This is a genomic window from Yersinia vastinensis, from assembly GCF_902726565.1.
GTDB classification, from domain to species: domain Bacteria; phylum Pseudomonadota; class Gammaproteobacteria; order Enterobacterales; family Enterobacteriaceae; genus Yersinia; species Yersinia vastinensis.
The window spans coordinates 315,772-338,890 of the sequence record NZ_CACVAF010000001.1 but is presented as its reverse complement, the minus strand read 5'-3'; the positions used below and the strand labels follow the sequence as shown (position 1 = coordinate 338,890).

Here is a 23,119-nt window from a genome sequence, read left to right as displayed (position 1 = left end):
CCCACGATGGAAACTGCACTGGCAATAAAACAGCAAAGAATTCAGCAGTTGTTGGTGTCTATTCAGGAAGATCGCAAACGTTATATCGCCCTGGAGAAGTTACTTGTCAAACAGCGAGAATTCATGATTAGTCATGATACACAAGCGCTGAAGCAGCTCAATACAAATCTGACAGAACTATATGATATTATTGACAAAACATCCACTGAACGCCGGTTATTAATGCAAGAGTTGCAACTACCTGCTCATAAAGAGGGTATGCATATGCTGATCTCCAAATTGCCAGCGCACTATCGTGAACACGCCTATGCATTATGGGCCGATTTACGCCTTCGAGCCGATGCTTGTCGCCAGCAGAATCACCATAATGGTCTGCTGCTGACAATGCAGATGGACATTTTGTCTTCATTGACAGAAACAAAGTCAGATTTTCTATATGCGGGTTGATGCCTGACTATAGCGGTTTCCAATCCACTTTTATCGCAGTGACATTATGTGATATTCCCCCCCAACGAATCGCCCTAGTTTTTCTCACTAAGGCGATTTTTTATTGGCTTAATTCATCTAAAAATGAGCATAAAAAAAGCACTCAAATTGAGTGCTCTGATAGCGGCAGAGACTGTTTTTATCTTTAATAAGATTAAGCGTGTGTGATGCGACGCCCCAGTATTTCCATAATAGGGCGCATCGGGGGGCGTTTGTGTTTTTGGAGTGCCTCACGAGCTTCCCAACGATCGTGAGCTGCCTGGAGATTTAACCAAAATTCGGGTGTTGTCTCAAAAAGCTCAGAAAATAGCGTCGCTTCTTCTACCGTTAAACGACGACGCCCCTTGCACAACCGATTAACGGTAGCACGGGTAACTCCCATGATCTCTGCCAATTCTTCCTGACCGATCCCCAGTGGAGTCAAAAACTCTTCCTGCAAAATCTCACCCACAGTGGTGGGTTCACGGGTCGTGGTATCAAGCATAAATCCTCCTACTAGGGGTCTTGATGAGGATCAAAGTAGATGTTTTCAGCATACCCCTCTTTCCACTGAAACATTAACCGCCACTGAATATTTACTCTCATGCTGGACCAACCATCAAAAAGCCCAGACAGACGCTTGTAGTCATTACTCGTTGGGATAAACAGATCTCGCTCGCTGTGTGCCGCAGCTAACATATCAAGCTTTTTAGCTAACTGACGTTCTATTGTTGCCGGTATTGCGCGATCTCGCTTACTTTCCATGTAGAACAGTTCTAAATTTTTATCCCGAAAAGACTTAATCATTTTCTGTTCCGTCATTCCATTCGACAGAGTGACTGTATCATTTATAGTTACAACGTGTAAAATATAAAGTTACATTCATGTGGCGTATAAAATAGACGATAAGCATAAAAAAGCACTCAAATTGAGTGCTTAACGATTGAGTCATCTCTCTACGGTATTGCGCCGTTGCCAGCATTGTGCCGCTTGACTATCTGTGGCCTTTTGCTCACTGCGCCCCTGTTCCAACTGGTGCTGTTCTTTCTGCTGCTCCAACACGATAGCCACGGTTTTTTCTTGGCGGGCTTGCTGTTGTAACTGGATTTGCAACTTGCCAACTTCCATCGTCGCCAAAACCTGCTCCTGCTTTTGCCAATCAATAACACGCTGAATATGCCGCTTATAGTGCGCATTATTGGCCATTTGTAAGGCCGCCACCTTGGTCTCGGTATTTGACGACAAATTCGCTAATGAAGACAGTGCGTTGATATTGCTCTGATAGCGCTGACAAAGCTGCTTTTGTTGTGCCAGTTGGCTACTGGCTTGGTTCAATGCTCGTTGGCGTAGCTGCTGTAATTGTTGCAGCGTTTTGATCATATTCATTCGCATGCCTTTTCATTACACGGATATAGCACATTCAGATGCTCAAGAGTGGCCGCAAGTGATGCCGGTTGGCTCACTTCCTGGCGCAGAAAATCAATAATTGCTGGGTAAGATTGTACCGCCCGATCCACCGCAGGATCGGCACCTGCCACATACCCTCCTAGTGGGATCAAGGGCTTGATCTCCATGTAATCGGCATAACACTGTTTTAATAATCGCGCCGAGAGCATCTGTTCACGCGGCGATATTTGATTCATACAGCGGCTGATGGACTGGCCAATATCAATGGCAGGATAGTGGCCGGCTTCTGCTAATTTTCGCGTCAGTACAATGTGACCATCCAATACCGCTCTGGCACAATCGACGATGGGATCCTGCTGATCGTCGCCTTCCGCCAAGACCGTATAAATAGCGGTCATGGTGCCATCACCATCGCTGTTACCTGCACTTTCAGCCAGACGGGGAATAATACTGAAAGCAGAAGGTGGGTAGCCCTTGGTTGCGGGAGGCTCCCCCAATGACAGAGCGATCTCCCGTTGTGCCATGGCGTAGCGGGTCAGGGAGTCCACCAGTAGTAACACGTCTTGGCCTTTATCACGATAATAAGTGGCAACGGAATGGCACAACTCAGTGGCCTTAATCCGCATCAGCGGGGATTCATCTGCTGGAGCAGCAATCACCACTGACTTAGCCATACCACTGGCCTGCAATGAGTGTTCGATAAACTCTTTCACTTCTCGGCCACGCTCGCCAATCAACCCGACCACCACGACATCGGCCTGAGTGTAGCGCGTCATCATGCCCAGCAGCATGCTTTTACCTACGCCGCTGCCAGCCATCAATCCCACCCGTTGCCCTTTTCCAATGGTGAGCAGGCCATTGATGGCTTTAACACCGACATCCAATGGTGCACTGACTGGCTGGCGTTGCAGTGGATGAATTTGCGGCAATTGCGGCGCCAAGGGCGTATCGCCACTCAGTGCCCCTTTGCCATCGATGGGTTCGCCCAGACCATTAACAACTCGCCCGAGCCAACTGTCACCTATCATTAATTCGCCGTCCAACTCACAAGGGAAGACCCTCGATCCGCCCATCAAACCATCGGGTTGTTTAAAGGGCATCAAGTAGGTGACCTCCCGGTCAAAACCGACCACTTGGGCATCGATAAACGTTTCTGCCGTACTTTCAATACGGCAACGTTGGCCAATAGCCAAACGGCACCCCACACTTTCCAGCAGAATGCCGTTAACACGCACTAAACGGCCAGAAACTCTGGCTAAGTTAATGTTATCAATAGATTTTAAGGCATTATCTAGTGCTGCGAGTTCACCCATGTTCTTGATCCGGCAGCAAGCTGTTTTTCAATGCGTCAACACATTGATCCAGACGATGCTGGCAACCCACATCAATTTCCGTGGTGTCTGTTACCACTCGGCACTCACCGCTGACCATATCTGCATCGGCAACCAAACCCCATTGTTGGACTTTCTCTGGTGCAACATCATTAATGCGACCCAGCTCAGTAGGGTTCAAATACACTTTCAGTTGAGTCGGGACGGCAGGCTGGGCCGCCAAGGCTTCTTCCACGAGCGCCAGCAACTGCGCTGGCTGCAACGCCAGTTCACAGCGGATGACCTGACGAGTGACTTTCTCCACCAATTGCAGCAACTCATCACGACGGCGGTTTTCATAGGTCCGTAAATAGTCACGCATTTTGGCGACATAATGGGAGAAAGGCTCCACCGCCTCATTAAAACGGCAGCTCTCCAACTGCCGCCCTTCCACTTTTCCTTTTTGCACACCATCGTCATAGCCCAAACGGACGCCTTCCTGATATCCCTCCTCTTTTCCATCGCCGAGGCCCTTACTGAATCCTTGGCTCACCCCCTCTTGGAATCCTTCCATGAGCTGTTTTTGGTATTCCGCCGGATCCATAATCCCCCCTTCAGCAGCCTGGGGGTTTTGACGATGCTGGCGTAAAGGCGGAAACTGATGCACCCGCACGCTCATTTCGCCGGCGCGAGGGCTATTTTTCTTTAGCATTGCCTTACTCCATGGTCTGTTCAGCGAACAATTGCACTTGGATTTCGCCCGCTTCTGCCAACTGACGCACCTGCACCATAATTTCTTTGCGCACATGCTCTACCCGGCTCACCGGCACCGCCCCCATGCGGTTTGTGGCATTTTGCAATTGCTGTATCTGGCGTTTTGGCAGCACGTCATAGATAGCTTGGCGCAACACCGGCTCGGTGCCTTTCAGGGCAATCGCCCAGTCGCTCATCGGTATATCATCCATCAAGCGCTGCAAAGTCACTTCACTCTGACGGCTCAGAATAAAGAACTCATACATTTCATCTTTGAGATCATTCAAGACCTCTTCGTCACGCTCCCCTAATTGCTCCAGCAGTTGTTGCTGGTTACCCGGAATTCGATTGACGATATTGGCGGCTTGTTTTATCCCCACCACTTTAGAACCGTGTTCTGACAGCACGGCAACACCGCGCTCAATCAGGCGATCCAGCTCATCCACCACATCACGGTTCACATCATCAAGTTTGGCAATGCGATATAGCACATCGTCCTGGCGGCCCTTTTCCAAATAGGCCAGCACTTCGGCGGCAACATCTGGCGGCAAAAAGGCTAAAAATACGGCCTGCAATTGCAGATGTTCCTGCTCAATCAGTGCGGCCAGTTGTGGTGTGCCTACCCACTGCAAGCGCGTCATACGGTGGCGAATTTCGTCACCGTAAATGCCATTAATCACACTCTTGGCAATGTCACTGCCCAAGGCTTTATTCAAGATGCCCTGAAGATAACTGCGCGATGCGCCGTTAATTCCACTTTGTTCGCGATAATCAATAAAGAAATCATCCAGAGCCTGCCGCGCATGGTTCAACTTGACCCCATGCAGACGAGACATCGTCTGGCTGATACACACCACCTCTTCACGACTCAGCTTTTGCATCACCATCGCCGCCGCTTCTTCACCGATACTCAGCAACAAAATACCGGCTTGCTCTAGACGGCTGCGAATGGGGGCAGCCGCTGAGGGGGTATCACTGACGATCGCGTCATCATTCTGATTGGGGTTTAATTCGTTCATTATTATTAATCCATTGTTTAATGACTTCGGCGACACGTTCAGTTTCTGACTGAGCCAATTGTTGTAAGTGGCTAATTTTGGTTTCTAAACCAGAGCCTTGCGGCGGCAGATTGTCATTCTCTTGGAATGAGGAGCCTGATAATGCCCGCTCTAACTCACTGAGACTTGGGGCTGTACCATTGATTACCTCCGAACTCTGCCCCTCCTCACTCTGCGTGAGACCCACAACTTGCTCATCCTTACGCGTCAGTCGCTTCACTAATGGCCGCAGACCAAATAACAAGAACAGCAGAGACAGCAAGCCGATACCGAGAATCTCAGCCCAGCGGAACGTTGTTGGGTCTTGCCACCACTTAATGGCAGGATCTTCCATCAAAGTCGGCGCAGTAAATGCCAGCATATTCAGGGTCAAAGAGTCTCCACGCTTAACATCAATACCGGCGGCATCTTCAATTAAACGCTTTAATTCATTCATCTGTTCCGGTGACCATTTTTCCAGTGCCGGGGCCGATTTATTCAAGATAACGGCCACCGTCATCTTCTCCAGCTTAAAGCCGGGATAGCGAACATGGCGGATATCACGGTCATAGGTGTATTTACGCTGGGCCTGACTGCGGCTGATGGTAGGTGAAGCCCCAGTTTGCTGTTGCGCGGCCGGCTGATTACTTAAAGAACCCGGTATTCCCATCGCCAGTTCATCGGTGCCATTTTCCTGCTGGATATTTTCATCACTGATACGCGGTTCCGCGCCAAATCGCTCCAGTGTTTCTTCAATGCGGCTTAAATCAAGCTGTGTTGCCACACTGATGCGATAGTTATTGCTACCCACTACGGAACTCAGCAGGTTGGCAATGCTTTTCTCGGTTGTGCTTTGTATGTAATGGGCTAATTCAGCGCCACTTTTCACACTTGGCATACCATTACTGTGGGCCTGATAAGCTTGCGATAGCAGCTCACCATGTTGATCGACCACTCGAACATTGGCCGCTTTCATACCGGGAATGCTACCCGCAACCAACTGGACAATAGCCCCCACCTGCTCTGTTTTCAGAGTCTGGCCATACTTCAGCCGAACCACCACCGAGGCACTACTTTCTGAGCGGTTACTGATAGCAAAAGAGCTGGCTTCACTCATCCCTAAGTGAACGCGGGCATAATCCACGGCACTTAATGCCATGATGCTTTGCGCCAGTTCCCCTTCCAGACTGCGTTTGTAACGAACATTTTGGATAAACTGGCTGCTCCCCAGCATTGTTTCCTTATCCATTAATTCGTAACCCACTGGTAGCGTCGCGGTAATCCCTTTGGCAGCCAGCAACATACGCGCTTTGCCTAATTGATGTTCAGAGACGAGTACCTGACCGTTGTCTGGGCTAATCCGATAGGCAATGGCCTCCCGATCCAAGACTTCAATCATCTGCGCGACGGGAATATTTTCCTGCGAACCAAACAGCGCGGTATATCCCTGCGCATTACGCCATAGGCTGAAAATAATGACGCCAGTGACCAAAATGGCCACAGCACCCATGAGAATGTTTTTTTGATGATTACCCAACGGGATGAAGGATAATTTTTGCTTAATTTTCTCTAACACCGATTTACCCTACAACGCTGTATTCATGACTTCATCCAGTGCAGAGGTAAGCTTGTTACGCACTTGCACCATCGCGGAGAAAGCCACACTGGCTTTCTGACTTGCTAACATCGTGCCGGTTAAATCATCACTGATGCCCATATCCATGGCGGTCTGCTTATTGCTGGCCACATGTTGTAAGTTATCCACGCTGCGAATCGCACTGTTGAATACGGAGGAAAAAGAGGGGGAATTCACGTCCTTTTCCGGACCCCATAAGTGACTCTCATTGACCTGCGGGACTGTGCCAAACTCAATGCGATGACTTGCCTGAGCAGCCATCTGCTGCATTTCCAACATCACAGGCAATTGCAGACGTGGCATATTGATAGCGCCGACCTTATCCATCTTTTTTCCTCTTACGAGTAACACTCGATGTCGATACCATCTTCACGCATATTGGCCAGCCGATATCGCAAAGCGCGGGGAGTAATACCTAAAAATGCAGCGGTCTTGGATTTATTTCCCTGATGTCGTTTTAGTAAATCCACAATATATTGATACTGGGCCAACCGACCACGTAATTTAATATTGCTGCCATGATCGGTCGGCTGAAAATTTACAACTGACGATGTCAGATTATTGGCTTGCGTTTCACTTTCTACTGATGAAAAGTCATGTGCCGTAGATAAACCTAAATGTGGTGTATCTATCAGCCCGTTATTACTCATAATAATCCCTCGCTGAATAACATTTTCTAACTCACGAACATTACCCGGCCAAGGGTATGCCTGTAACTGATTTTGCGCGCGTGGCGTTATATTTATTTTTACGTCTAAAAAGTTTTTATATTTATTAAAAAACGCCATCACCAGCGGCATAATATCTTCTGGTCTTTCTCGCAAAGGTGATATATGGATAGGCACAACAGACAAACGATAATAAAGATCCTGACGAAAACGCCCTTCGGCTATTTCAATACTCAAATCTTTATTAGTTGAAGCAATAATTCTGATGTCGAGTGGAATTCGTTTATGACTTCCCAAACGCTCAACTTCTTGTTCTTGTAATACTCGAAGTAATTTAACTTGCAGCGCCAATGGCATATCGCCAATTTCATCTAATAATAATGTTCCACCATTGGCCTGTTCAAATTTACCTGCGACACTGGCTACCGCCCCTGTAAAAGCACCTTTTTCATAGCCGAACAGAATGGCCTCCAGCATACTCTCAGGAATCGCTGCACAGTTTACGGCCACATACGGTGAATTATCGCCCATGGCTTTCTGATGGATATATTTTGCCACACACTCTTTCCCCGTACCTGTTTCCCCCGTAATTAATACAGGAACATTAAACTCTGCAACACGACGAGCTAGCGAGAATACACTCACACTGGAGGGAGCATTCGCGACAAAACCATGTTCGCTCTTCGATAACATATCTACAGTCATATTCATCACAATGTATTTCCTCTCCAGTAAAGCGGATGAAATGCGCTCAATAATTAATAATACGACACAAAAAAAACAGTCTTAAATGGTTAACAAATAAAAATACGAAGACCACGGCGAATTATTAATAACGGTTCATAAAGCAATGGCGTAAATCATTGAGAACGAGACTATAAACACCCTATTGTAAATAAAGTAATTAAATAAAAATTAAAAAAATTAACCCATACAAATCAATCAATTAATGATTTATCTACTTGTTTTGTAAATAAAAAACAAATAAATTAATAAAGTATTCACTATTGTATTGAATTGTAATGACTGGTTTAATTAGCACCGATAAAACTTAAGCAACAAATACACAGAATAGGATGCATTAATATATTTGCCACTCTTTATTCAAATAAATACTAATGGGTATGGAAGCCTATTGTTCGGCAATAAAAGTGACTTACTGGTATTAAAACTATCTCACTCATCACCCCTATTGGTGGAAATGAGGAAAATTAGCCTGACTCTGATTTTGGATAAACCATGCAGCAAAACAAAGCTAAAGCAAAGGTTCATAACAAGGACTCGCTCCCCAAAGTGATGACATTAGACATTAATAAACTAGGTCGTCCATATCATAAAATACCCAAGATAGTGGGTGACTACTTTGCTGTTATTGAAAATAACATTAGTCTCTATTTTTTAAAAAAATATCGCATTAATATCAGTTTATTAGATATTAAATTCGAAACCGACTGTCAGTATAAGAATGCAAAGATACTCAGTAGCCAAATGGGTGATATCGCCTTTGATATTGATCGGACACTCCTGCTCAATATCCTCAATGATTACTATGGGTTGACTAAAGAAAAAAACATTACTTCAAGCATACAAAGTTCACCCATAACGCAGACAGAAGAAAGGTTAAAAAACAAACTTAGTATTGAGATTGCAGAACTTATTCTTAACCAACCAACTTTCGGTGAACCACTGGTCATAAAAAACAATAATGCTCATCCTATTGTGTATTGGTCATACCGTATGGATTTTTGGCTAAAGGGATATGAGCAATGTGGTTTCACATTACTGATTGACCTACCTCATGTTGATAGGTTACTCAATACATTAAAAAAAGAATATCAAGAAGAGAAGAAAAAAGCGCAAAGCTTATCAGTGAAACAATTTGATTTGTTAATAAAAAAACTACCTGTTCGGCTAACAAGCCAATTAAGTTGCAGCGAACTAACTTTTGCTGAACTAATGAACTTAAAAGAAGGCGATATTATTCCCGCCGCACTACCTGAAAATTTCCCGGTATTTATTGGCTCGGAGCCTTTATTTAGCGCTGTGGTGACAGAAAGCCGCGGAAAGCTATTTTTATCTGAATTTAATGACAAAACTAATGAGATAAACCATGACTGACCAAACACTCGAACTCAGCAATGATATGGACTTTAACTTTTCACTGGAGGAGAGCGCAACTCTCGCTCCCCAGACAATTGAAGTCGCCGAAGTACCCGTAATTGATAACAGCCTGCATGAACAGCAACGCAAAATATCTCTGTTCAGTCGCATCCCTGTCACTCTGACATTGGAGGTCGCCTCGGTAGATATCCCTCTTTCTGAACTGATGACGGTGAATAATGATTCAGTCATTGAATTGGACAAGCTGGCGGGTGAACCGCTGGATATCAAAGTCAATGGCATCATGTTTGGTCAGGCTGAAGTCGTGGTTATTAATGAAAAGTACGGCTTGCGTATTGTCAGTTTTAACAGCCAAGGCTTGGGTGAACTCGCTTTATGATCTTAAGCCGCCTCCCCGTCACCACTACCAGCATCTTGAGTTGTGGTCTGATTATTTGTGGACTGCTGTATTCCCCCCTTCTTTTGGCGCAAGACGGGGGAATTACCCTATTTAGCACGGTCCCTACGGCTGCCGGTCAGGATTATAACGTCAAAATTGAAATCCTGATCTTGATGACACTGCTTGGTTTGCTGCCCATCATGATGCTAATGATGACCTGCTTCACTCGCTTTATTATCGTGTTGGCAATATTGCGTCAGGCGTTGGGATTGCAACAAAGCCCGCCGAATAAAGTGCTGACAGGGATTGCGCTCGCTCTAACCCTCCTGGTGATGCGCCCGGTATGGACTAAAATCCATCAAGACGCCGTTATCCCTTTCCAAAATGACGAAATTACATTACCGCAGGCACTAAGCCGAGCCGAAGTTCCACTCAAGAATTACATGCTGGCACAAACCAGCACTAGCTCGTTGGAACAGATGATGGATATCGCTCAAGTCACGGGTGAACCCCAGTTGCAGGATCTGACGGTGGTCACCCCAGCCTACATTCTCAGTGAGCTGAAAACCGCTTTCCAGATTGGCTTTATGATCTACATTCCGTTTTTGGTCATCGACCTGATTGTCGCCAGTATTTTAATGGCGATGGGCATGATGATGTTGTCGCCACTCATTGTCTCACTGCCATTCAAATTGATGTTGTTTGTCTTATGCGATGGCTGGACATTGATCGTCGGTACGCTGACCGCCAGCGTTCAGGGGCTATAGCATGATGACTACAGATATTGCCGGAGACATCATTGCAGCAGGGTTGTATCTGGTCTTGATTATTTCCATCGTTGCCATTATTCCCAGCTTACTGACGGGCTTACTGGTCAGCATCTTTCAGGCCACCACACAGATTAATGAGCAAACTCTCAGCTTTCTACCACGACTAGTGATGACCATGCTAGTTCTGATTTTTGCAGGGAAATGGATGCTCACCAAACTGAGTGACTTTACCGTCAGTATCTTCCACCAAGCTGCACAGTTGGTGGGATAAACCGCGATGGGAATTGATATCCAAACACTAACAGCACCGCTATTCGCACTCTGGTTACCCTTTGTGCGGATTTTGTCGTTTTTGCATTTTTGCCCAGTTATCCAACATCGAGCCTTTACGCGTAAAGCGAAAATTGGCACAGCCTTGCTGCTCGCGATGCTGATAACCCCGATGCTCAATCAACCGATGATTATCAATGAGTTGCTGTCAATGAATTCACTCTTGTTGGTCGGAGAACAAATTCTGTGGGGCTGGTTATTTGGCTCAATGCTGCAATTAGTTTTCGTCGCATTACAGGGCGCGGGTCAGATTTTATCTATGAATATGGGTTTGGGTATGGCAGTGATGAATGATCCCACCAGTGGTGCCTCTACTACCGTGATTTCGCAGATTATTTTTGTCTTCGGTGCACTGATCTTTTTCACTCTGGATGGGCATTTGTTATTCGTCACCATTCTGTACAAAAGTTTTGTCAGTTGGCCGATAGGTGAAGCAATTAATGATTTTTCACTACGTTCACTGGCACTAAGTCTGGGTTGGATAGTGTCATCCGCCACACTGCTGGCATTGCCGACAACCTTTATCATGCTGATTGTTCAGGGCTCTTTTGGCCTACTCAATCGCATATCTCCAACACTTAACCTTTTCTCTCTCGGATTTCCAATCGGCATGTTATTCGGCTTGCTCTGCTTGCTGCTATTGGCAATTAATGTGCCGGACCACTATCTCAATTTGACCAACGAGATCTTGGTGCAACTTGAACGGATGAAGGTGCGCTAATGTCTGCCAGTAGCGGAGAGAAAAGTGAAAAACCCACCTCGGGAAAACTGATAAAAGCCAGAAAGAAAGGGGATATTCCGCGTTCGAAAGATGTCACCATGGCTGCGGGTTTGGTGACATCCTTGATCACTCTGACATTGTTTCTGCCCTATTACAAAGAGCTGATTAGTGAGTCATTTTTGGCCGTTGGCCGCATGGCGGGGAGAACGAATGACCCCATGGCACTCGAGCAATTATTGCGGACTAATTTGCTTATCTTTAGCAAATTTCTGGCTACGTTGGTCCCCATTCCGCTGGTCAGTATATTGGCAACGTTAATACCCGGTGGTTGGAATTTCACCCCTGTAAAATTGCTACCTGATTTTAAAAAACTCAGCCCATTGGCCGGTATTAAAAAAATATTTTCTGCTAGTAACGGCACTGAAGTACTAAAGATGTTGGCGAAATGCAGCATTGTACTTTACACCCTATATCTGGTGGTTAATAACTCACTGGCTGATTTATTACGCTTACAGGCATTGCCATTGCAGGAAGCAATCACTGAAGGTTTTATCCTATATCACGGTGTTTTAGTGTATTTCATCACCATCATTGTGATCTTTGCCGCAATAGATATTCCCCTCAGTACATATCTCTTCACCAAGAAAATGAAAATGACCAAACAGGAGGTCAAACAAGAACACAAAAGTAATGATGGTAATCCAGAAATTAAAGCTAGGGTCCGTCAATTACAGCGGCAATTTGCAATGGGGCAAATTAACAAATCAGTGCCTAGTGCTGACGTTATTATTACTAACCCAACGCATTTCTCAGTTGCATTAAAATACGCCCCAGAGAAAGCGAGCGCGCCCTATATTGTCGCAAAAGGGAAGGATGACATTGCGCTATATATCCGAAATATCGCTAAAAATCATGATGTTGAAATTGTTGAATTCCCTCCTTTAGCACGTGCTATTTACCATACAACCAAGGTTAATCAACAGGTTCCCGCCCAGCTTTATCGCGCAATAGCGCAGGTACTAACCTATGTTATGCAGGTCAAGTCTTGGCGTTCCGGGCAGGCCAATATGCCGGTGTTAAATACCCACCTTGGTATTCCCAAAGAGATGCAGAAATTCCATGATGAAAAATAAACTAAATAATCTTGCACATACATTAAAAGAGATACATATCACTGTTCCAATATTATTGCTCTGTGTGCTAGCAATGGTTATTTTGCCATTGTCGCCAATCGTATTGGATATTTTATTTACCTTTAATATCGTTTTGGCTGTATTGGTTTTATTGGTCAGCGTCAATAGTCAACGGCCACTTGATTTTGCAGTATTCCCAACCCTATTGCTAATTGCGACCTTGCTTCGCTTAACACTGAATGTGGCCTCAACTCGCGTGGTATTGCTCGATGGGCATGAAGGGCCGGGGGCAGCAGGTAAAGTGATTGAGGCTTTTGGTCAGGTGGTCATTGGCGGCAATTTCGTGGTGGGTTTTGTCGTCTTTATTATCCTCATGATTATCAACTTTGTGGTTGTGACAAAAGGTGCCGAGCGAATTTCTGAAGTCTCTGCACGCTTTACGCTAGACGCATTACCCGGCAAACAGATGGCGATTGATGCCGATCTTAATGCAGGGTTAATCAATCAAGAGCAAGCACGCCTACGCCGTAAAGAAGTTGCCAGCGAAGCCGATTTCTATGGTGCAATGGATGGTGCATCCAAGTTTGTTCGTGGTGATGCTATCGCCGGTATTATGATTTTGGTGATCAACGTTATTGGCGGTATTTGTATTGGTATTTTTAAATATGATCTGAGTGCCAGTCAATCATTCCAGCAATATGTATTACTCACCATCGGTGACGGCTTGGTTGCACAAATTCCGTCATTATTATTAGCCACTGCGGCAGCAATCATTGTCACCCGAGTCAGTGATGGTGGTGACATGACTGATGAAATTAAAGATCAGTTGCTGGCTAAACCTACCATTTTGTATGCTGCGGCATTCGTGATGTTCATTCTCGCCATTGTACCGGGGATGCCCCATCTCGCCTTTCTCAGCTTCACCGGATTACTCCTGTTCGCCGCTCGTCAGCAAAGTAAAAAAATACAGCAAGCGGATGTTGAACCCGATCTTACGGCCCTCAACCAAGCCATCTCTGATGATAATTCGCTGAACATCAATTGGGATAATATTCCTGTCGTCGAACCTATCGGCCTTAATCTTGGTTATAAATTAGTGACATTGGTCGATGAAGCAAAAGGTCGTCCTCTGATTCAACGTCTACGCGGTGTGCGGCAAATTATTTCAGAGACTTGCGGAATTTTATTACCAGAAGTTAAAGTGCGAGAAAATTTTCGCTTAAAGCCCTCTCAGTACACGATCAATGTGAATGGTATTAAAGTCGCCGGAGGGGAAGTTCATATTGATAAGCTGATGGCTATACCGACCTCAGAACAGTATGGTGAAGTGGATGGCATTTTGGCGATAGATCCAACTTATGGTCTGGCGGTCGTGTGGATTGAGCCACAAGATAAAACGAGCGCCCTAAACTTCGGTTACCAAATCGTTGATTGTGCCAGTGTGGTTGCCACACATGTTAATAAAGTCGTGCGGGACCATTTACCGGTGTTGTTTAACTATGATGACATAACGCAATTACACCAACGCCTTGAGTCATTATCCCCTAGGTTGGCTGAAGACTTGACCACTGCGCTTAATTTTAGCCAGTTATTGAAAGTGTATCGCCAATTATTAACCGAGAATGTCTCCCTAAAGGATATCGTGACCATTGCAACTACGTTATTGGACAGTGCGAATATCACCAAGGACTCACTCTTATTAACTTCTGATGTGCGTTACGCATTGCGAACCGGGATCGTTAATAGCATGAATGGTGATGATAAAAATCTGGCGGTTTATACCATTAATAATGAACTAGAGAATATGTTGCTGGGATCATTGAATCAGGCGCAACAAGCAGGGAAAGTAGTTTTAGATAATTTCCCTGTCGACCCTAATATCCTAACCCAGCTACAACAAAATATGCCCGTCATTAAAGAGCAAATGAAAGCAGAGAATCATCCCCCTATTTTACTGGTAACACCACAACTACGGCCATTGATAGCGCGTTATGCTCGGTTATTCTGTAATGGACTAAATGTGCTGTCTTATAATGAAGTGCCTGATGATATGGCACTAAATGTGATTGGTACACTGGAATAAAAGCCACCATCCCAAAGATGGTGACTCCCATGGAAGAACTGAACAAACGAGCAAGTCCCGATGAGCTGACTCAAGTCAGTGATTCGGGCGCGTGAGAGCAGCTAACAACCCTGCAACTTCATGTCGCAGGATGGAATCCAAAGTCATTGGTGTTGCAGGTAGGCAGCAAACGAGCAAGTCCCGATGAGCTGACTCAAGTCAGTGATTCGGGTGCGTGAGAACAGCTAACAACCCTGCAACTTCATGTCGCAGGATGGAATCCAAAGTCATTGGTGTTGCAGGTAGGCAGCAAACGAGCAAGTCCCGATGAGCTGACTCAAGTCAGTGATTCGGGTGCGTGAGAACAGCTAACAACCCTGCAACTTCAAGGACGCAGGATTTAATTATCAATAAACGTCTGCTGCCACTCACTAATCGTCTTCGGCCTTTTCTCTTTATCTTCAGGCACATTAGTAAAATAGTGAATACGCAGGTTGCCGTTCTTTTCTGGTGCGACGAAGGCGGCCCATATTTGGCCGGTGCGATTATACATTATGATTGATGCCCGCTTATTTGCGGCCCCTCTAACCCAGGTAGATAATACTTTTGCACCCCGGTTATCGAGATCATGGCTATAAATATAGACGTTGGCTGAGGCAACAAATTGGTCATAATTTTCACCCACTAAATGACGGAACTCTTTATCGACGGCTGCATCAGTGAAAATACCGATAGAGAGTAGACTTGGCGTTTCGCGGGGATCTTTTTCTGCTCTTACATATTGACCATCAATAAAAACATCTTTTGGCATCGAAATACGACACCCCCAGCTACCATTGCTGTGTACTTGCATGGAACCGTCTTTTATCGGAATCAATAGTAAGCGGCAATTAGTTGTGTTTTCAATAACATCAATTACTGCTAACCCTTCAACTTTCCGTGCTTCTGCTCTGAAATTACCGGAATTTTCGCCCGACCAGGCACGACTATCAATACTAAATCCCCAATCTGTAACCCGATTGATTTTAATTACACCGCCGCGATCATTGCCTTTCGTGACATTCCACCACTGGCCACCCCAGTTGAAATTTTTGTCGATATCAGACATAGAAGCGATGCCTTGGAAATAAGCTCGTTGGATACAACTATCACTGGTACAGCTATTCAGGGCTTTTTCCCATGCCCGACGCTGCTGATAAACAGTTTCAGTGTCATATTTTACTAACATGGCTTGATAAATATCGCTGAATGTCTGATCCAGCCAGTGTAGATCCTCATCGCTACACACCGTGTACTCAACTGGTGTCGCGGCACGTTGGCAGTTAATAGCAAAAGATGATGATGAGATAATCATCATCAACAGAAAGAAAATACCGCGACGATAAGACATATTCATTATTTAACCCGATGAAAAATATGTTTTTTATTATTAATGAGATAATTTAAAGCGTGCTTACTATATCTTTTTTAGGATCAAAAATCTTTAACAGATAATAAAAAGCCACCCAATTGTACTAAACATTCAGCACAATCAGGTGGCTCACTGATATTATTTATTTTAACAATAATTTCTGTAAATTCTATGGCTTAATTTCAATCACTATTATGCAGATCTCGCGTTATCCGACAGATTAAAAACAGCAACGGCCTCAGTAAGTTGGCGAGCCTGCTCTTCAAGTGAAGCTGCAGCAGCAGCGGACTCTTGTACTAAAGAGGCATTTTGCTGTGTCACACCATCCATCTCGGCAACAGCTTGACCAATTTGGCCAATTCCGCGGCTTTGCTCATCAGACGCCGAGGCGATCTCCCCCATAATATCAGTCACATTTGTCACAGCCTGAACAATACTGTTCATCGTATCCCCCGCTTCAGAGACTTGCTTAGACCCTATATTGACCCGAGATACCGATTCACTGATAAGCCCCTCAATTTCTTTAGCTGCCTGTGCACTGCGTTGAGCCAAATTGCGCACTTCGCTGGCGACAACGGCAAAACCGCGGCCTTGCTCACCTGCCCGAGCGGCTTCAACTGCGGCGTTTAATGCCAGAATATTTGTCTGGAAAGCAATGCTGTTGATCACACCAATGATATCGGCAATGCGGCGCGAACTTTCGGTAATACTGCTCATGGTCGCGACCACGTCACTAACAATACGCCCACCATTTTGTGCGGTGGTCGAAGCATTCTCAGCCAACTTACTGGCCTGATGGGCATTCTCCGCATTCTGTTTTACTGTTGCATTCAACTGTTCCATGCTGGCAGCTGTTTCTTCCAGTGCCGCAGCTTGTTGCTCAGTACGCGAAGAGAGGTCAGCATTACCTGCTGCAATTTCACCTGCGCCGGTATAAATCGCATCGGTACTATTACGAATAGTCGATACCGTGTTCACTAAGCTATTTTGCATTTCGCGTAAATAGGGGATCAATTGTCCAACACAGTTACGCCCAAACTCGGCCATTGGGCGGCCTAATTGCCCTTCTGCCAAACGCTTAAAGTGTAATTTAATCGCATCGAGTGGGTGCACCAAATAGCTGACGATATAGCGGTCAGTTAAGAAAAGAATAATGACACCCGCAATTAATGCAGCCAGCAGTGCCCGTTGGCACCAAGCCACTAACAATTCAACCCGCAAGCTGGCTGCTTCCGTTGATGCATCAACAGTTGCATTATATTTCTCAACTGCAGCACCAAATTCACGACTCAATGGCGGGTAACTGTTATTAAACAGATTGTTATAATCTTCAAAGCGATTATCACTCACCGCCTTAAACATGGGTTCAATCCCTTTATTTAATAATGTTGACCAGCTATCGATGGTTTTATCCGTTAATGGCGGGTCCATACCCTCATGGGGCTGAAGTTTAAACATCGCCAAAGCCTCTTGCGTATTTTTAAGCGCGACACCCGCCGAAGCTAATTCACGATCAGCATCAGCCACGGCACCACTTTGGCGATAAGCGGCAGCACGATTTAAGCGTGTGACCACCCGAAAATATTGATCATTACCACGGTTAATAATATTAATGTTTTTCTGTTGGCTAGAGCTTTGCTGCAAGGAGTGTGTTAATTGGTTAAGTGAATATAATGTAAAGGTAGAAACGCCTCCCCAGAGCAACAAAAATATAACAAGAATAGATAATAACGCCATCCTGATGGTGATATGTTTTAGAAAATTCACGGGAATGCACCTGTGTTTTATTTTTTAGTTTATTTCCTTGAGATTTCAAGGTGTTTATCACTGATAATTTCCGCAGAAAAAAGTCTTATTATCAGGATTAATTACTAAAATAGCATAAAACCGACACAAAAGATCAAGATGACCGATCAATAATAACCAACCGATTGATTTTACCTATTAAAATGTAAATAACGATCGCTTTTTTTGATCGTAAAATGATGAGAAATCCTCAGTATTTACTTCAGTAATATGTGTTTATTTTGAATATAAATACAACATTGACATGTCTATTAACTGTTATAACTATAAGCTGATTAATTAATTTATTTTCAGCAATACTATTCACTAATTTTAAGTCAGTAGAATTAAACACTCTATTAAATAAGATTAGGCGAGATAAATAAAATACTAACAAAAATTCACATCAAACCATCTGGCATGATATTCAGCAGAATTTATCTATTTATTTGTTTTGGCAATTTTGTATTTTTTTGAAAATGAAAGTACAACGAAGGAAATAACTATTTTATGCAATACACAAGGGGAAAATACATTACGCCACACTGGCTATCTCTAAGAGAAAAATAGCCAGTGACTTTCTTTGCTCACTGGCCTGATATACCTTAATTTGTCGTAGGGATGGCACCAAGTGGTTGCCTAAATTGACTTAAATTATGTTGATACTCGAAAAGATCATCCAGCCCGTTCTGGTGAGTGATGGCAACCAGCGTACAGTGAGGAAGATACTCTTTTAGCAGCGACAATAACTGTCTGGCGGTTGTGGTATCCAAATTGCTGGTTGCTTCATCAAGGTAGAGGGTATCTGGTCGATTAACCAATGCTCTGGCAAAAGCCAAGCGTTGGCGTTCACCACCTGAGAATATTCGATCCCAATTGAGTCGCGCATCAAGCCGGTCCTGCCAATTCGATAATCCCACTTTATGTAATATCGATCGCAGATAGTCATTATCCACGACAACAGCTTGGGGATAACACAGCAATTCGGCCAACGTTCCCTGCCCCAGATAGCTCTGCTGCGGCAACAATAGGTTTCGCCCTTGCGGTACATTCCAACGCCCTGAATAATAAGGCCATAAACCACTCAAGGTGCGTAACAATGTGGATTTTCCTAAGCCACTTTCTCCCGTGATTCGATGCCAGTGACCTTGAATACAGTGCAATTTTATATCGGCTAACAGAGGAATACCTTGTGGTGTCGACAGTGATAAATCTTGGGTAGCTAAATCTTGCCCCTCTGTTGCCAGTGGCTGTTCACGCTGTTCATCCAAAATAGCCTGTTTAAACTGGCTTAAACGTTCCAGTGTCGCCGACCAAGACACCAGCAGGCGATATGCACGCACAAACCAACTTAGAGCACTGTATACCTGACCAAAAGCACTGCGGATTTGCATTAATCCACCCAGTGTCACCGTTTTATTTAAGAAGGCGGGCAGCGCGGCAAAAATAGGGACAATTAAGCTAATACGACCATAACCGACGGTGAAAAAGCCCAAATTACGCTCGCTATTCATTAACGCACGCCAATTGGTCACAATCGCTGAGAAATTACGCTTTAAATGGCGTTTTTCCTGATTTTCGCCACCGTATAGGGCAATTTGCTCGGCATTATCGTGTTTTCGCAACAATGAGGCACGAAAATCAGCCTCTGCTTTTTGCTGTTGGTAGTTTAAGCCATGCAACCTTTTACCAATCCAGTGCGTTATCAAACTGCCCAGCAAGGTATAAATGACGGCCACCCACACCAAATAACCATAAACAGTGATATTTTTTCCCCACAGCGTAAATTGCTGCACACCAGAGAGATTCCACAAGATAATGACAAATGAGGATAACTGAGCAAAATTGACAATAAATGAGATAAATAACTCAAGGGTTTTAGTGACAAATAAATTGATGTCTTCAGCAATACGCTGGTCAGGATTATCCATTTTCCCATTGAGTGATAAACGATAAAATGCCCGTTTAGCGAACCAACTGTCGATCAATTGTTCGCTCAAGGCACCACGCCAACGAATGGTTAGCAGCTTGATCAGCCAATCTTGATAGACATAAATTGCAATGTAAATAGCGATATAGACGCTATATTCTTTGACTAAACCATAGAGTTTCGTGCTGTCGAATGCCCCGAGTGCATCATAGAAGGACTTACTCCAATTATTAATTCTAATATTCAGATAAACCACGCCAAAACCTATAGCGAGTATCGAGGCCAATAGCAGCCATGCCTGCCAATTTTGGCGTTTACCCCAGAATGGCCGGCTCAAGTCGAGTAGCATTGCGAACAGCTTTTTCACGGCTGTTTCTCCCCAGAATGCACGATGTTCCCTTGCACTTCGGCCTTTTGCTGCCGTGGCTGAACTATCGATACCACACTGTTATTCGGGTTATATAGCTGTGCTGCTGCTGCACGAACCCCTGGTAAGGTAATGGAATCTGCTAATGACTTCACTTCCGTCAAATAATGCGGATCGCCATAATTCTCGTCACTGAGGATCAACAATCGCATTTGAGTCGCCGGGTCACTGAGGCGAGAAGCTTGATTGCGCTTGAAGTGGCTCACGGCACCATGAATATCTTGCTCGGTAATCAACGCCGGTAACTGAGCAAAAATTTGTTCAGCTTGGCGTAATAACGCCTCAATCCGTGCTGGCTCACTGCCAAAACTCATCGTAGTTTCAACCCGGTTTTTTTTATCCGTTAATGTGCTATCAATCTTCATACGATAGATACCCAGCGAATCATCTCGTAAGGCCGCTTTGAGGTATTTCCGAGCAAGATCCTGCGCAATAGCAACTTGAACGGCCTGTTGTGGTGTCCATTTCAGTGGGGTAAAGCTCCAGACGTTTAAATCTGATCGCGGCTCTACATTCCATTTATTGCGTGTTTCACGATGACCCGGCTGTGGTAAATAGTCTGGCGCAGCGGCAATCTTTTGCCGAGGGATACCCGCCAGATAGCGCGAGACTTTTGCCTGCAAGTCAGTGGGTTCCATGTCCGTCACCAGATAGAACGTAGCTGGTGCAGCCGCACTTCGCCGCCATTGAGACAACAGCTCATCCTGATTTATCGCCATTAACTGCGCGCGCGTGGGCCGAGCAAAGGCTTCTTTACCAAATCGTAATTGAGTGATTAATTGCTCTTTATTATCACCAACAGAATCTGCGCTTTTTGCCGTCATCCGCAGCAGAGAGCTTAAGCTCTCTTTCATCACGTCTGCTGCAATTTGTGGTTGCTGATGCAGGCTATGATATAACCGCAATAAGTTATCCAGTTTTGCAGTATCGGTCTGGCCACTTATCTGCAATTCAGTCGGACTTTGATTAAAACTGAGTGAAAGCCCTTGCTGCTTTCTCCAGTCGGAAAATTGCTCTGCACTCCAGCCCTGCGGGCCACTTTGCTGCACAAGTTGCGCCGCTAACTGAGCCTGCCACGGATTAAGGTCTGGAGACATAAATCCCGCATGGCTGACGGCAGTAAACCAGACTTTTTTGCCTGCCTGAGGTGAGCGTAGCCAAACCACGCGGTCGCCATTACTGAGATGCCAAATATTGACGTGTTGCTGCGGATAATGTTGCTGGTGCACAACCGTGCCGGAAGCCTTGATGACAGGTAATGCAGGAATAGCGATAGCCTTTGGCTTAGGTTTTAACGGGGCAATAACGGTGTTGTTGAGATGTTGATCTGCACGCAGAATCGCCCCAGATGTTGGCAATACAAACGGTGCACTCCCCGGTACAGTAAATTGAACTAAACGGTCGGGAGAGGATAGCCAGCGCTGAATACGTGCATTGACTTTATCGGCATCTATATATTTCAGCGCCGTTGCTGCCCATTGGTTAATTTGATTTTGGCTGGTCATCGGCTTGTCTTGAACCAGCGTATCACTGACTTTTTGTACCCATTCGGCAAAATCACGGCGCTCTTCACGCCCGTTGCTTTTCGCCAAGGTTTCCAGCAACTCTTGTTTGATGTCGTTAATATCTTCAGCCGCGATCGGGTAACGTTGCAAACGCTGAATTTCACTCTGAATCTGTGTTAACCCATGATGATGCCCATCTGGCGTCACTTGCGCAAAAATACCCAACGCGGATGTCGTGCGGCCGATAAAGGATTTTCTGATAACCATGGTGCTGACTGCGGGCGGGAAAGTATCTTGCTGGCGGCGGAGCTGACGGCTAAGTGCTGTGAGTGCAATTTGATCTACCAAGCGTGCGTATAATCCGTCATAGCCTGTAGCGCGGCTGGCCGATTCATCAAAACGATATACCCAAGAAACCTGACTGCCGCCACTTTGACTATCTTGTAAACGAACGACACGCAATTGTGTGGATAACGTCGGTTCATAATAGTTTCGTGCTGCCAGTGCATTGCCAGATAACGGCGCAAAATAGCGGTTAATCTCTTGTTGAACTTTTTCACGATCAATATCACCGGTAATAATTAAATGCATATTACTCGGTACATACCAGCGCTGATAAAAAGCATTTAATTCACTGACGGGCAAGATTCTAATATTTTTCTCATCACCAATAACAGGCCGCTCGGGATAGCGGGAAGCAAAACGAATAGCCTGGATTCGCTGCTGATTCATCCGCTCGGCTACACCGAGTTTGCTGCGCCACTCTTCATAAACAATTTGTCGCTCACGATCCCATTCTGGCTGAGTCATATTGCTGTATCCCGCCATCTGGCTTAATACCGCCAGTGCCTCGGATAATTGTTTATTCCCTTTAGGTGGACTGAACAAATAGGCTGTGCGCTCATAATTGGTCATTGCATTATAGTGTTGCGCTCGTACCCAGCCTTGTTTATGTAGAAACTCAGAGACCCCCTGCGGATAATTTTTACTGCTGTGAAACACCATATGCTCCACCATATGGGCAACGCCACTCTGTTGATTTTCTTCATCTAAAGAGCCTGCGCCAACGATCAGACGAATATCTACTCGCCCATTTTGTCCCACCAGCGGCACCAGTAAATAGCGCAAACCATTGGCCAGTTTCCCCTCAATGATTTCCGGTGCTGGGCTGCTAATTTCCTGTGCGTAGGCAACAGAACCCCCAGTCAGCAGCAATAAAAATCCTGCTGACCAATAGCGCAATATGCGTGTCATATTTATCCTTATTAT

At 45.2% G+C, this 23,119-nt stretch carries 21 protein-coding genes; 8 read left to right on the top strand and 13 right to left on the bottom strand.

The genetic code is table 11. The annotated features are described in order from the left end of the window. Positions 1–6: 6 nt before the first annotated feature. Complete coding sequence (gene flgN / locus HUZ92_RS01475; protein ID WP_050097841.1) at positions 7–447, top strand: flagellar protein FlgN; 441 nt, start codon at positions 7–9, stop codon at positions 445–447. Between the two features lie 193 nt (positions 448–640). Here the strand turns inward: flgN and HUZ92_RS01470 are convergent, their stop codons facing one another. From HUZ92_RS01470 to HUZ92_RS01430, 9 genes are all read right to left on the bottom strand, one after another. Beyond that, the gene (locus HUZ92_RS01470) at positions 641–970 is read right to left on the bottom strand and encodes a HigA family addiction module antitoxin (protein WP_050097840.1); all 330 of its coding nucleotides are present in this window, start codon (positions 968–970) and stop codon (positions 641–643) included. Positions 971–981: 11 nt separating this feature from the next. Then, the gene (locus tag HUZ92_RS01465; protein WP_050097839.1) at positions 982–1,272 is read right to left on the bottom strand and encodes a type II toxin-antitoxin system RelE/ParE family toxin; all 291 of its coding nucleotides are present in this window, start codon (positions 1,270–1,272) and stop codon (positions 982–984) included. Positions 1,273–1,413: 141 nt separating this feature from the next. Next, entirely contained in the window at positions 1,414–1,851 is a 438-nt protein-coding gene (gene fliJ, locus HUZ92_RS01460) for a flagellar export protein FliJ (RefSeq protein ID WP_235896997.1), read from the bottom strand. Beyond that, positions 1,848–3,185, bottom strand: a complete 1,338-nt coding sequence (gene fliI / locus HUZ92_RS01455; protein ID WP_145579839.1) for a flagellar protein export ATPase FliI — start codon at positions 3,183–3,185, stop codon at positions 1,848–1,850. Before fliI ends, fliJ begins: the two co-directional genes overlap by 4 nt. Next, positions 3,178–3,894 (bottom strand): flagellar assembly protein FliH, encoded by a 717-nt coding sequence (gene fliH, locus HUZ92_RS01450; protein ID WP_050296185.1) that lies wholly within the window; start codon positions 3,892–3,894, stop codon positions 3,178–3,180. The genes fliI and fliH overlap by 8 nt, the downstream gene beginning before the upstream one ends. A gap of 4 nt (positions 3,895–3,898) precedes the next feature. Further along, a complete protein-coding gene (locus tag HUZ92_RS01445) occupies positions 3,899–4,954 on the bottom strand; it encodes a flagellar motor switch protein FliG (RefSeq protein WP_050097836.1) in 1,056 nt (351 codons plus the stop codon). Then, complete coding sequence (gene fliF, locus HUZ92_RS01440; protein ID WP_145579838.1) at positions 4,926–6,548, bottom strand: flagellar basal-body MS-ring/collar protein FliF; 1,623 nt, start codon at positions 6,546–6,548, stop codon at positions 4,926–4,928. Before fliF ends, HUZ92_RS01445 begins: the two co-directional genes overlap by 29 nt. 9 nt (positions 6,549–6,557) lie before the next feature. After that, positions 6,558–6,935 (bottom strand): flagellar hook-basal body complex protein FliE, encoded by a 378-nt coding sequence (locus HUZ92_RS01435; protein WP_145524542.1) that lies wholly within the window; start codon positions 6,933–6,935, stop codon positions 6,558–6,560. Between the two features lie 11 nt (positions 6,936–6,946). Next, positions 6,947–7,990 (bottom strand): sigma-54 interaction domain-containing protein, encoded by a 1,044-nt coding sequence (locus HUZ92_RS01430; RefSeq protein ID WP_145524540.1) that lies wholly within the window; start codon positions 7,988–7,990, stop codon positions 6,947–6,949. A gap of 525 nt (positions 7,991–8,515) precedes the next feature. Between HUZ92_RS01430 and HUZ92_RS01425 the strand changes: the two genes are divergently transcribed. The 7 genes from HUZ92_RS01425 to HUZ92_RS01395 are packed head-to-tail and all read left to right on the top strand — an operon-like array spanning position 8,516 to position 14,813. Continuing rightward, positions 8,516–9,394, top strand: a complete 879-nt coding sequence (locus HUZ92_RS01425; RefSeq protein WP_050097832.1) for a FliM/FliN family flagellar motor switch protein — start codon at positions 8,516–8,518, stop codon at positions 9,392–9,394. Next, a complete protein-coding gene (gene fliN, locus HUZ92_RS01420; RefSeq protein ID WP_050097831.1) occupies positions 9,387–9,776 on the top strand; it encodes a flagellar motor switch protein FliN in 390 nt (129 codons plus the stop codon). Before HUZ92_RS01425 ends, fliN begins: the two co-directional genes overlap by 8 nt. Continuing rightward, positions 9,773–10,543 (top strand): flagellar type III secretion system pore protein FliP, encoded by a 771-nt coding sequence (gene fliP, locus HUZ92_RS01415; protein ID WP_050097830.1) that lies wholly within the window; start codon positions 9,773–9,775, stop codon positions 10,541–10,543. The genes fliN and fliP overlap by 4 nt, the downstream gene beginning before the upstream one ends. A gap of 1 nt (position 10,544) precedes the next feature. Further along, the gene (fliQ, locus tag HUZ92_RS01410; RefSeq protein WP_050097829.1) at positions 10,545–10,817 is read left to right on the top strand and encodes a flagellar biosynthesis protein FliQ; all 273 of its coding nucleotides are present in this window, start codon (positions 10,545–10,547) and stop codon (positions 10,815–10,817) included. Positions 10,818–10,823: 6 nt separating this feature from the next. After that, entirely contained in the window at positions 10,824–11,597 is a 774-nt protein-coding gene (locus tag HUZ92_RS01405) for a flagellar biosynthetic protein FliR (RefSeq protein WP_050140155.1), read from the top strand. Then, positions 11,597–12,730 (top strand): flagellar biosynthesis protein FlhB, encoded by a 1,134-nt coding sequence (gene flhB / locus HUZ92_RS01400; protein WP_050097827.1) that lies wholly within the window; start codon positions 11,597–11,599, stop codon positions 12,728–12,730. Before HUZ92_RS01405 ends, flhB begins: the two co-directional genes overlap by 1 nt. Beyond that, a complete protein-coding gene (locus HUZ92_RS01395; RefSeq protein ID WP_050097826.1) occupies positions 12,717–14,813 on the top strand; it encodes a flagellar biosynthesis protein FlhA in 2,097 nt (698 codons plus the stop codon). The genes flhB and HUZ92_RS01395 overlap by 14 nt, the downstream gene beginning before the upstream one ends. A 379-nt stretch (positions 14,814–15,192) precedes the next feature. Here HUZ92_RS01395 and HUZ92_RS01390 read toward each other — a convergent pair whose 3' ends face one another. The 4 genes from HUZ92_RS01390 to HUZ92_RS01375 form a co-directional block, all read right to left on the bottom strand. After that, positions 15,193–16,182, bottom strand: coding sequence for a lysozyme inhibitor LprI family protein (locus tag HUZ92_RS01390; protein ID WP_404705041.1), 990 nt, complete (start codon positions 16,180–16,182; stop codon positions 15,193–15,195). A 213-nt stretch (positions 16,183–16,395) separates the two neighbouring features. Beyond that, positions 16,396–17,970 carry a methyl-accepting chemotaxis protein gene (locus HUZ92_RS01385; protein WP_050097824.1) on the bottom strand — a complete coding sequence of 525 codons (1,575 nt, stop codon included), beginning with the start codon at positions 17,968–17,970 and terminating at the stop codon, positions 16,396–16,398. 623 nt (positions 17,971–18,593) lie between these two features. Continuing rightward, entirely contained in the window at positions 18,594–20,285 is a 1,692-nt protein-coding gene (locus HUZ92_RS01380) for an ABC transporter ATP-binding protein/permease (protein WP_050097823.1), read from the bottom strand. Further along, the gene (locus tag HUZ92_RS01375; protein WP_050296191.1) at positions 20,282–23,104 is read right to left on the bottom strand and encodes a M16 family metallopeptidase; all 2,823 of its coding nucleotides are present in this window, start codon (positions 23,102–23,104) and stop codon (positions 20,282–20,284) included. The genes HUZ92_RS01380 and HUZ92_RS01375 overlap by 4 nt, the downstream gene beginning before the upstream one ends. Positions 23,105–23,119 lie beyond the last annotated feature (15 nt).